This window comes from Enterobacter sp. CP102, from assembly GCF_025152625.1.
In the GTDB taxonomy this organism is placed as follows: Bacteria; Pseudomonadota; Gammaproteobacteria; order Enterobacterales; family Enterobacteriaceae; genus Enterobacter; species Enterobacter soli.
Map to the genome: position 1 here is coordinate 146,102 of NZ_CP104014.1, position 11,543 is coordinate 157,644.

Genomic DNA, 11,543 nt, shown 5'->3' on the forward strand with positions numbered 1-11,543 from the left:
TCATGGCTGCATCCGTATTTTATATTCCTTCCGTGAATATTATTGGTTCTGAATCATTGGGTAGCGCAATGGATACCATGCGCGACTACGGCTGGCGCCGGGCGCTGATTGTGACTGATGCCATGCTCAGCAAGCTGGGCATGGCAGCGGATATTCAGAACGCACTGAAAGAACGAAATATTGCCAGCGTGATTTATGACGGGACACATCCTAATCCCACCACGGGAAATGTGGCCGCCGGTCTTAAAGTATTAAAGGACAATAACTGCGACTGCGTTATTTCTCTCGGTGGCGGCTCGCCACACGACTGCGCAAAAGGGATTGCGCTGGTGGCCGCTAATGGCGGCGATATTCGCGATTATGAAGGCGTGGATCGTTCTTCAAAACCACAATTACCGATGGTGGCTATTAATACTACTGCTGGCACGGCTTCAGAAATGACGCGTTTTTGTATTATTACCGATGAGGCACGCCATATTAAAATGGCGATTGTTGATAAACACGTTACCCCGGTGCTTTCTGTTAACGATTCATCGTTGATGGCGGGAATGCCGGCCTCGCTGACGGCGGCGACAGGTATGGATGCCCTGACCCACGCAATTGAAGCTTATGTTTCCGTTGCCGCAACCCCCATCACGGATGCCTGCGCGTTGAAAGCAATCACCATGATTGCCGAAAACCTCGTCCATGCCGTTGAAGATGGCAGCAATACGGCGGCGCGCGAGGCGATGGCCTACGCGCAGTTCCTTGCCGGGATGGCCTTTAACAACGCCTCGCTGGGTTATGTACATGCAATGGCGCACCAGCTTGGCGGCTTCTACGATCTGCCGCATGGCGTCTGCAATGCGGTGTTACTCCCACACGTTCAGGTCTTCAACGCCCAGGTTGCGGCCGCCCGCCTGCGGGACTGCGCCAGCGCAATGGGTGCGGATGTCAGCAAAATGAGCGACGAACAGGGCGCTCAGGCCTGTATCGTGGAAATTCGCGCCCTGGCGCGTAAGGTGAATATCCCGGCGGGTCTGCGCGAGCTGAACGTCAAAGAAGAGGATATTCCGGTGCTGGCAACCAACGCTCTGAAAGATGCTTGTGGGTTCACTAACCCTGTTCAGGCAACCCACGAAGAGATCATGGCGATTTACCGCGCCGCGATGTGACCCCTGTCGTAAACCCAGGATGGGCTGGCGAGAAAATCGCCAGTCCGAACTACCCTTGTTGTACACCAACAGCAAGGAGACGGTCATGACAAACAATCCTCCCTCATCGCGTATTCAGCCTGGCGAGTATGGTTTCCCTCTCAAGTTAAAACCCCGTTATGACAACTTTATTGGCGGCGACTGGGTTGCGCCCGTCGACGGTGAGTACTATTCGAATCTGACCCCAGTTACCGGCCAGCCGCTGTGTGAAATCGCCAGTTCCGGGAAGAAGGATATCGATCTGGCGCTGGATGCGGCACACAAGGTGAAAGACAAATGGGGGCATACCTCTGTGCAGGACAGAGCCGCCATTTTGTTCAAAATTGCGGATCGAATGGAGCAGAATCTGGAGCTGCTGGCAACGGCAGAAACCTGGGACAACGGTAAACCTATCCGTGAAACCATGGCGGCGGACGTCCCGCTGGCCATTGACCATTTCCGCTATTTTGCATCCTGTATCCGTGCGCAGGAGGGGGGAATAAGCGAGGTAGATAGCGAAACGGTCGCTTACCATTTCCACGAGCCGCTGGGTGTGGTCGGGCAAATTATTCCGTGGAACTTCCCGCTGCTGATGGCGAGCTGGAAAATGGCTCCGGCACTGGCGGCAGGCAACTGCGTTGTGCTCAAACCTGCGCGCTTAACGCCGCTGTCGGTGCTGTTGCTGATGGAAGTGATTGGCGATCTGTTGCCGCCGGGGGTGGTCAACGTGGTGAACGGTGCCGGGGGTGAAATTGGTGAATATCTGGCGACCTCAAAACGTATCGCCAAAGTGGCCTTTACCGGGTCGACAGAAGTGGGCCAGCAAATCATGCAATACGCGACCCAGAACATCATCCCGGTAACGCTGGAGCTGGGCGGTAAGTCCCCGAATATCTTCTTTGCCGATGTGATGGATGAAGAAGATGCCTTCTTCGACAAAGCGCTGGAAGGCTTCGCGCTGTTTGCTTTCAACCAGGGTGAAGTGTGCACCTGCCCGAGCCGGGCGCTGGTTCAGGAATCTATTTACGAGCGCTTTATGGAGCGCGCGATCCGACGCGTGGAGTCTATTCGCAGTGGGAACCCGCTGGATAGTGTCACCCAGATGGGAGCGCAGGTGTCCCATGGGCAGCTGGAAACCATCCTCAACTACATTGATATCGGTAAGAAAGAGGGGGCCGATGTCTTGACCGGCGGACGACGTAAGGTGTTGGGCGGCGAGCTGAATGAAGGCTATTACCTGGAGCCCACCATTCTGTTCGGCAAGAACAATATGCGTGTCTTCCAGGAAGAGATTTTTGGCCCTGTGCTGGCGGTGACGACCTTCAAAACCATGGAGGAGGCGCTGGAAATCGCCAACGACACGCAGTATGGCTTAGGGGCGGGTGTCTGGAGCCGCAACGGCAATCTGGCCTATAAGATGGGGCGTGGCATTCAGGCTGGCCGCGTGTGGACGAACTGTTATCACGCCTATCCGGCACATGCGGCGTTTGGCGGGTACAAGCAATCGGGGATTGGTCGCGAAACGCACAAGATGATGCTGGAGCATTACCAGCAGACGAAATGCCTGCTGGTCAGCTACTCGGATAAACCGCTGGGATTGTTTTAATCACCCATATCAGGCCGCCCATGGGCGGCCTGAGCAATTTGCTGGCGAAGGCAGTTCAGTACGCCGTCCAGGACGTATTGCACGCGCCAGGGCTGGTACTCGCGTTTGCGGAATATGGCCGTGAGATCGAGCCACCACTCCTCCTGATGCGGAAAACAGGGGACTAACATGCCATGAGTGAGCTCTTTTTTCAGGCTCTCTTTCGGGGCAAAAACAATGCCGAGGTTATTTCTCGCAAGCTCCAGCGCCGTCTGGGTATTATCACAAATATAATTCCCGGTGACTTTATAGTCGCGTGCACCTTCACTGCCGTGCGCCCGGAAACGCCAGATGTTAGCATCGTCAACCAGCATCGAGTCTATTAATATACATGAGTGATTGATTAAATCGTCAGGTCCGCTAATCGGGTGGATCTTTAAGTATTCTTTAGAGGCAAATGCCGTGACGGAATATTTTGTTAATACGCTTGCGACTAAACTTTCATCTTTCGGTTGAGCATAGGTGATTAAAATATCGCAATCATCAGGAAATGAAACGCCTTCGGAAAATTCGTTGCTATCGAGGTTATAGGTTTTTAGCGAAATACGAATGTCGCCAGGATCTTCAATCTTGTGAATGACATAGCGAGCCAGATAGGTGACGATGCCCGTTGGGGCGTAGATCGTCACTTTCCCTCGTTTTTCATGCTTGTAATCAGCAATGAAATTAATGAGTTGGCTATTCTTATCCAGTGAAGCATTAACATAGGGTAACAACGCCTCGCCGAACTGCGTGAGTGACAGCTGGCGGGTGGTGCGCTCAAATACTTTGAGTCCAACACGGGTTTCAAAATCAGATAGATATTTACTCACATTGGCCTGCGCCATACCCAATAAGGCGGCAGCATCACCAATGCTGTGCGTTGCGGCGATGACAGAAATGATTTTTAACTCACGCGGTTTCAATTGCAGGTTACTCATCGTGCGCACCCATCTATATGATTTTATATATAATATTATATAAACGGCAACGTTGCATTGGCAAATTTGTAACCATTATTATTCGCCCCGCTTGTTTGGCGTTTAAATGGATTGCATGGAATGACTATTAATAAGAATTTACTCATCGCCGCCACGTTATTTGCAACATCATCCGCGATGGCCGGTGATTTTTCACTAGGGGCGGGGGCTGTATTTAATGAATCGCCTTACAAAGGGTATAACGAAAATACCACAGCAGTACCGTTAATTAGCTATGAAGGCGACCGGTTTTATGTGCGTCAGACCACGGGAGGATGGATCCTGTGGAAAGATGGCAAAAATGAACTGAGCCTGACGGCAACCTGGATGCCGCTGCATTTCGACCCGGATGATAACGACGACCATCAGATGAAACACCTTGATGAGCGTAAAGCTTCCGCATTTCTCGGCGGCGCATACTATCGCCACGAAAGCTGGGGTAGCCTGAAATTCGCCGTTTCTGGTGATGCGATGGATGAAAGCGGTGGTGTGATGGGCGAAGTGTCCTATTTCCGTCCGATTCGTATGGAGCGCCTGACGCTGACGCCGTCAGTGGGCGTTTTCTATAGCGATGAGAGTTACAACGATTACTACTACGGCGTGTCCGGCAACGAATCTCGTCGCACCGGGCTGGATGAATACAAGGCTGGTGACAGCTGGACACCGTACGTTGGCCTTGCCGCAAAATACCAGCTGACCCAAAGCCTGTTCCTGAATGCCAGTGCGGTTTACACCGTATTACCTGACGATGTGAAGAACAGCCCGATGATCGACCGTGATGACAGCTTCGCGCTGATGACGGGCGTGACCTGGCGTTTCTGATGGCTTAACACTGTCCCCACGGATGGGGGCAGCCTCTCTGATTGCCTGGTGCTGTTGCGTTTATCTGGTTTGTCAGCCCTATTTTTGCCGGGTGGCGGCTCCGCCTTACCCGGCCTACGATACGGCTTCAGGCCCGCGCAAGCGCAGCGCCGCCGGGCTTTTTATTGCGATATTCCCCGCATCTTATTTAGTAATATCGCGTATTGCACTTTCTTTTCTCATCGTATCTTCCTGTTCTGGCAATAGATTGCTGCACTCTGACCATCCCCGCGCTAATGTGATCTCATTCGGTAAGTTTCGTGTGTATAATGTGTATAATCATCGAAGGATCAGGATGTGAAAAGTGCGGACGTCATTACCATTCTGGTCAGTCATGGCTGGAAATGCATAAGAACGAAAGGAAGCCATCATCAGTTCCGCCATCCGGTATATAAGGGGCTGGTAACCGTTCCTCATCCTAAAAAAGACATTAAACCTGGAACTCTCGCGCAAATCTGGCGGCAGGCGGGAATCAAACATTGATATCAGGAGTAGTTATGTTTTATCCGGCTTATATTCATTCTGACCTCAACGGAAGCGCCAGTGGCTTTTTTCCTGATGTGCCAGGCTGTTTTTTTGCAGGAGATTCTCTGGATGATGCTTTTCAGGACGCTCGTGCAGCGTTGACTGCTCACTTTGAAGCGCTGTTTGAAAGCGAAGAAGAGCTGCCTTTGCCTGGGAATGTTGAAGCGCATCTTGAAGCAACTCCAGCTGATTTTATCGGTGGGCAGTGGCTGCTGGTGGACATCAATATGAAGCAGTTTGACGGCAGGGCTGAGCGTATTAATATCACTATGCCCCGTCGTTTGTTGGTTAAGATCGATTCCTTTGTCAGCGAACATCCCCAGTTCAGCAACCGGAGTGCATTCCTGGCAGAGGCAGCACGTCGAGTGCTGCCCTGATTATCTCCCTCTCCCGTGGGAGAGGGTCGGGGGCCGCAAGGCGTTACGCCTCATCCACCCAAATTCGCATTTCCCCTTCACCGCGGTTCGCCCAGCTAAACCATGGAATAAAGGTTAATGTCTGAGGCTGACGCTGCACCGGCGAGCGATCGTATTGCCACAACGCATCTGAATCAGTTGCATGACAACCGATGCCCTCTGCCTGAATCAGCATCTTGTGGGCGAAAATCCCTTTTCCTTCAAAGACCCGGAATGTGCTCTCCTCGGGCAGGGAGAGATTATGCAGATTCGCACCGTTGTCGGCCTCTTCCAGACAATACACCAGCGGCCCGCGTTGCAGGGCGACTTTACCCGCCTGCTGGCGTACCTGTGGATTACCATACAGACGGCGAACCGGCATGGGGAGCGTTAGCGTAAGGGTGTCTCCCTCTTGCCAGCTGCGGGTGAGGTAGAGATAACCTCGTGTCACATCCCCTTTAATGACTTCGCCATTCAGGGCAACGACCGGGTTCGCGCACCAGTCAGGCAGACGCAGAGCCAGCGTGTGAGTTACCGGCACCGGAGAGGTAATGTCGATTTTCACCTGCTCATGCCACGGATAGTCGCCGCTGATACGCAGCTGTAGCGTGCGGTCGCCAACCGGGATAGTGACATCGTTCCCTACATACAGGTTGATAAACAGCGCATCCTCACGAACGGTATAGATGTAATGACCGAGCGAGGTCAGCACCCGTGCGATGTTTGGTGGGCAACACGCGCAGCCAAACCAGCGCTGGCGAACCGGCTTCACGTGATCGTAGATATGGTTAAACGACAACGTCTTAGGATGCACCTCCAGCGGATTCACATAGAAGAAATGCTTTCCGTCCAGCGCCATACCGCCTAATACCGTGTTGTATAGCGCCCGTTCCATGACGTCGGCGTACTGGCTGTCTGCTTCCATCTCCAGCATCCTGCGGGCAAACATCATCAGGCCAATCGAGGCGCAGCTTTCGGCATACACCGTGTCATTGGGCAGATCGTAATCACTGCTGAAGGCTTCGCCGCTGCTCTGCGAGCCGATCCCACCGGTAATGTAGAGCTGGCGCTGGGCCATGTTGTTCCACAACCGCAAACAATCCTGGCGTTTACCTTCGTCATGACTCAGGCGCGCCAGATGCGCCATGCCTGTCATCAGATAGACAAAACGCACTGCATGGCCAATTGCCGTATGTTGCTCCGCAAGCGGCTGATGCGCCTGGCTATAGGCTTTGTCTTTCACCATCCACGCCGGGCCGTAGGTGTTCCAGTGTGACGTTTTGCCGCGCTTTTCGTATTCGATATCGTAAAAATGCGGCTGTGCCCCGCGCTCTTCGATGAAGTATTTCACCAGCGCCAGGTAGCGAGGCTCCTGCGTGACGTCGTACAACCGCATCAGCGCCAGTTCAATTTCCGGGTGACCGGGGTAACCGTGCAGCTGGTTAACGCCTGGGCCAAAGACACTGTCGATGTGATCGGCAAGCTTGCACACCACCTCCAGCAAACGGCGTTTCCCCGTACCCTGGAAATACGCCACGCCGGCTTCAATCATATGCCCGGCGCAGTAAAGCTCGTGGCACTCAGCCAGATTCGTCCAGCGCGCTTCGGGGGCTTTTACCGTGAAATAGGTGTTGAGATAGCCATCTTCGCATTGCGCCGCCGCGACCAACTCAATCACCTCATCGGCGGTTTTTTCCAGTTCTGCGTCGGGCTTCTGGCATAGCGACCATGCCACGGCTTCGAGCCATTTCGCCACATCGCTGTCCTGAAACACCATACCGTAGAATTCGCCTTTCTCCAGACCTGCCGCAATGCGGAAGTTAGTGATGGCATGGCTTGGCTCGGCTTCCGTCACGCGATCGTTGAGCGCATCCCACTGGTAAGGAATGACCACATCGCGCACCAGCTGCTGATACTGGCCAAGAAAGGGATCGTTAATTTTAAGCGTGTGCAGGTCGGCTTCCATTATGGACATCTCGTTCTCCTCAGGACTGTACGTGACGCTGGCGCAAATCGGTGGAAATGCGCGACATCATTGGATTGTTGAGTCTGCACCAGCGAATACTGACAGCCAGCAGCAGATGGAAAAGGGCAGGGAGCAATGTCTCCATGGCGGTGATGCCTTGCAGGGACGCCGGTGTCTGGTTACCGGCACCAGGCTGATAGGCCACGGCGATAAACACCAGGCTGATGATCCCGGCGCTGGAGGCCCATGCCAGCTTGATGAAAAACAGGTTAAAGGCGAAGTTCATGCCAGAGGAGCGCACGCCGGTTTTCCATTCGCCGTAGTCGTCGGCGAAGGCCATCAGCGAGAAGTGCAGCGGCAGCGTAAAGCCAAGGATGACGCCGTTGCTCAGGATCACAATCAGCCACAGCGTCTGGTAAGTCGGCCCGCCGGGCAGGAGCCACATTCCCGCCGCGAGCACGGCCAGCACCAGGTTGGTGTAATAGTAGAGTTTGACCGTATCAATACGGCGGGACAGCGGGTTGACGATCACCGCCCCAAGAATGGCCGCAAAGGTCACCATGGTGAAAAACAGTGAGGTGTAGGCGGTGCTGCCCTGGAGCACATAGGTGATGAAGTACATGTATCCGCCGCCGCGAATGTTGAACACGTTGATCAGCAGGAAGGACATCACCAGCATCAGCAGCAACTGGTCGTTATTACGCAGGCCCGCCAGATGCTCGCGCAGGGTGAATTTGCCCATCAGCGCCAGCGGTACACGTTCACGCACCCAGAAGAAACAGCACAGGAACATCACCACGGCGATGGTACACAGCACGCCGACCCCAAGCTGATAGCCCTTTGCAGCATTACCCTGACCTAATGCAGATACCAGCCACGGCAGGCCAACGGACACTAAAAATCCGGCAACGCCGCACAACACAAAGCGCCAGGACTGGCAGGAGATCACCTCGTTGTGGCGAGTGGTCATGGTGTTAATCAGCGCGCAGTAGGGCACGTTGATGGCGGTATAGCCCACTGACAAGAGCAGATATGTTCCGAACGCCCAGGCGATTTTCACTCCCATGCTGGCTTCCGGGACGGTGAAGGTCAGTACGCCGATGATCCCGATCGGGAACGCCACCCAAAGCTGCCAGGGGCGAAAACGTCCCCAGCGGCTTTGCGTACGGTCAGCAATCACGCCCATCACCGGGTCGGAGATGGCGTCAAACACGCGAAGTGCAATAAACAGCGTGCCAACCAGGGCAGGTGTCAGGCCAAAGATATCGGTATAGAAAAAGGTGAGAAAGTTCATGATAAGACAGGTAATGACCGTGCCGCCCGCGTCACCCAGGCCGTAGCCTATTTTTTCGCGAACTGACAGGCGGTCATCCACTGCCTGTTGTGCAACGTCAGATTCTGTAATCGGTGTGGAAGTCATGAGGTAACTCCTCGGTAAACGATTTTTATCGTATTTGTGCAAGGTACCCCATTCATTCTGCACTGAACGGAAAGGCCAACAAGGGAAGGGAAAAGTATAAAAAGATGACGATTCCGACCTGATGCCAAAAATGTGAGTTGGATCGGGCAGAGACGTTAATATTTATTAATAATCAATAAATAAACTCAACTATTACGATGATAAAAGCGGGAAAGTGAATACCGATGCTTGAATTATCCATAGCGCTTCCGATTAAAGTACAAAATGGCGGGTTATTTATTTCCCGGGGTGTGGGTCGCCATCCGGCGAGAAAACTGACGTCGTGGGAGATTATTTTTGTCGAAAAAGGGACATTAACGATCCTCGAGGAAAATACCCTTTTTGAGGTGAAGGCCGGAGAGTGCTTATTGCTTTGGCCGAACCGACGACACGTTGGCGTGGAGGATTTCCCGGCAGACCTCAAATTCTACTGGCTGCATTTTGAAGTGGAAAACGTTGATGTGGAAAATACCGCGAAGAACGGCCCACCGCTGGCAATAGAACAACATTGCAGCGTCAGGGATGCGCAATATGTCATTTCTCTGTTCCGTCAGTTTCTGAGCGAGCAGGAAAAATTACAGCGCAGCATTGCGCTGGAACTCTTGTTGCTCCTGATTTTGCAGCAGGTTTCACTCTCTTGCGGATATGAAGACAAAATGGATGAGGCTGGCGCCTCGATGGCGTGGAAGGCGAAACAGCTTATTCGCACACAATTTCATTTACCCCTTTCCACTTCGCAGCTTGCCAGGGAGTTGCACTGTAATGCCGACTATCTGGGGCGGGTGTTTCGACGCACCTTCCATTTAACCCTGACAGAGGCGATTCATCGCCAGCGTGTCAGGGCGGCAGAAAAACTGTTACTGAATGACTCCGCATCACTCACCGAAGTGGCAGCCCGCTGCGGGTTTAATGACGTGGGCTATTTCCGGCAGATATTCACTAAGCACACCGGCTTAACACCCGCCGTCTGGAAACGGCGGTATTGTAAGGAACATATTAATTCCGGGTGATTACTGCCCGTAATAGGCATTCGCCCCGTGCTTGCGCAGATAGTGTTTATCTAACAACTCTTGCTGCATTACCGGTAGCTGGGGGGCCAGCTGGCGCGAGAACAGCCCCATATAGGCGCACTCTTCCAGGACCACAGCGTTATGTACGGCATCGGCGGCATCTTTGCCCCAGGCAAACGGGCCGTGGGAATGCACCAGCACCGCCGGGATCTGCATTGGGCTAAGGTCACGCTCCTCGAAGGTTTTGATGATCACTTCGCCGGTCTGATACTCATATTCCCCTGCAATTTCTGCCGTGGTCATCAGACGCGTGCAGGGGATCGCCCCGTAGAAATAATCAGCGTGAGTGGTTCCCCAGGCTGGCAGATCCTGCCCCGCCTGTGACCAGATGGTTGCGTGGCGGGAATGGGTATGCACGATGCCGCCAATCTCAGGATAACGGCGGTACAACGCAAGATGCGTTGGCGTGTCGGACGAAGGTTTTTTGCTCCCTTCGACTACCGCACCGGTGGCGATATCCACCACCACCATGTCCTGTGCGGTCATCACGTCATACTCCACGCCGGAGGGTTTGATCACCATCAGGCCGCTTTCACGATCGACCGCACTCACGTTGCCCCAGGTAAAAGTCACCAGCTGGTGGGCGGGAAGTGCCAGGTTTGCCGCCAGCACTTCGGCTTTGAGTTGTTCTAACATGCCATGCCTCCTTCCTGCATCCGGGCTTCAATCCAGCGACGTGCCTGGATAATTTCGAGTACGGGTTCTTTTGCTTTTTCAGTCCACATTTCAATAAGGAATGCCCCGCGATAGTTCAGTTGATTCAGCGTGTTAAACACGCCAACAAAATCAACGCAGCCTTCGCCAAACGGTACATCGCGGAACTGCCCCGGGCTTTGTTCAGTGACCGGTTGGGTATCTTTCAGGTGGATTGCGGCAATACGATCAATGCCCAGCGTCAGCTCGGCGGTCACATCGTTACCCCACGCGCTCAGGTTGCCGACATCCGGGTAAACGCTAAACCACGGTGAGGCGAGCATATCGTCCCACTTTTTCCATTTGCTGATGGAGTTCATAAAGGCGGTGTCCATGATCTCCACCGCCAGCATCACCTGAGCGGCAGCGGCTTGTTCCACCGCCCAGGCCAGCCCTTCAGCGAAGCGTTGCTGCGTGCCCTCGTCATGCTCTTCGTAATAAACGTCATAACCTGCAAGCTGAATGGTGCGGATACCCAAATCACGCGCCAGCCTGATGGCTTTGGTCATGATCTCGCGCGCGCGTTCACGCACGGTTTCATCGCGGCTGCCAAACGGGAAGCGGCGGTGGGCGGACAAACACATCGACGGGATCGACACGCCCGTTTCCAGCATGGCTTCGACCAGAGACGCGCGCTGCGTGGTGCTCCACTCCAGGCGGGATAAGCGTTCATCGGTTTCATCGACCGACATTTCGACAAAGTCGAATCCGCAGCTTTTTGCCAGAACCAGGCGCTCTGGCCAGGAGAGTGTTTTTGGCAGCGCTTTTTCATAAATACCTAACGGATGCTGACGCATG

At 53.7% G+C, this 11,543-nt stretch carries 11 protein-coding genes; 6 read left to right on the forward strand and 5 right to left on the reverse strand.

Annotated elements, in window-relative coordinates:
- Positions 1–2 precede the first annotated feature (2 nt).
- Together yiaY and aldB are read left to right on the forward strand one after the other, a co-directional pair.
- On the forward strand, positions 3–1,154 hold the full coding sequence (gene yiaY, locus N1249_RS00710; protein WP_259833774.1) for an L-threonine dehydrogenase: 1,152 nt from the start codon (positions 3–5) through the stop codon (positions 1,152–1,154).
- 85 nt (positions 1,155–1,239) lie between these two features.
- The gene (gene aldB, locus N1249_RS00715; protein ID WP_014068390.1) at positions 1,240–2,778 is read left to right on the forward strand and encodes an aldehyde dehydrogenase AldB; all 1,539 of its coding nucleotides are present in this window, start codon (positions 1,240–1,242) and stop codon (positions 2,776–2,778) included.
- On the opposite strand, the gene N1249_RS00720 is transcribed toward aldB, so the two are convergent.
- Positions 2,775–3,737, reverse strand: a complete 963-nt coding sequence (locus N1249_RS00720) for a LysR family transcriptional regulator (RefSeq protein WP_259833777.1) — start codon at positions 3,735–3,737, stop codon at positions 2,775–2,777. The two genes, aldB and N1249_RS00720, sit on opposite strands and share 4 nt — an antisense overlap.
- 120 nt (positions 3,738–3,857) lie before the next feature.
- On the opposite strand from N1249_RS00720, the gene N1249_RS00725 reads away from it, so the two are divergent.
- From N1249_RS00725 to N1249_RS00735, 3 genes are all read left to right on the forward strand, one after another.
- Positions 3,858–4,598, forward strand: coding sequence for a MipA/OmpV family protein (locus tag N1249_RS00725; RefSeq protein ID WP_259833779.1), 741 nt, complete (start codon positions 3,858–3,860; stop codon positions 4,596–4,598).
- Between the two features lie 336 nt (positions 4,599–4,934).
- Positions 4,935–5,120, forward strand: a complete 186-nt coding sequence (locus N1249_RS00730; RefSeq protein ID WP_259833781.1) for a type II toxin-antitoxin system HicA family toxin — start codon at positions 4,935–4,937, stop codon at positions 5,118–5,120.
- Between the two features lie 14 nt (positions 5,121–5,134).
- The gene (locus N1249_RS00735; RefSeq protein WP_259833783.1) at positions 5,135–5,539 is read left to right on the forward strand and encodes a type II toxin-antitoxin system HicB family antitoxin; all 405 of its coding nucleotides are present in this window, start codon (positions 5,135–5,137) and stop codon (positions 5,537–5,539) included.
- 43 nt (positions 5,540–5,582) lie between these two features.
- On the opposite strand, the gene N1249_RS00740 is transcribed toward N1249_RS00735, so the two are convergent.
- A complete protein-coding gene (locus N1249_RS00740; protein ID WP_259833785.1) occupies positions 5,583–7,532 on the reverse strand; it encodes a glycoside hydrolase family 127 protein in 1,950 nt (649 codons plus the stop codon).
- Positions 7,533–7,542: 10 nt separating this feature from the next.
- Positions 7,543–8,943, reverse strand: coding sequence for an MFS transporter (locus N1249_RS00745; protein WP_259833787.1), 1,401 nt, complete (start codon positions 8,941–8,943; stop codon positions 7,543–7,545).
- 224 nt (positions 8,944–9,167) lie between these two features.
- Between N1249_RS00745 and N1249_RS00750 the strand changes: the two genes are divergently transcribed.
- Positions 9,168–9,992: an AraC family transcriptional regulator gene (locus tag N1249_RS00750; protein ID WP_259833789.1), complete on the forward strand. Its 825-nt coding sequence runs from the start codon at positions 9,168–9,170 to the stop codon at positions 9,990–9,992.
- On the opposite strand, the gene araD is transcribed toward N1249_RS00750, so the two are convergent.
- Positions 9,993–10,688 (reverse strand): L-ribulose-5-phosphate 4-epimerase, encoded by a 696-nt coding sequence (gene araD, locus N1249_RS00755; RefSeq protein ID WP_259833791.1) that lies wholly within the window; start codon positions 10,686–10,688, stop codon positions 9,993–9,995.
- Positions 10,682–11,542, reverse strand: coding sequence for an L-ribulose-5-phosphate 3-epimerase (locus tag N1249_RS00760; protein ID WP_166718110.1), 861 nt, complete (start codon positions 11,540–11,542; stop codon positions 10,682–10,684). The genes araD and N1249_RS00760 overlap by 7 nt, the downstream gene beginning before the upstream one ends.
- Between the last annotated feature and the right edge of the window lies 1 nt (position 11,543).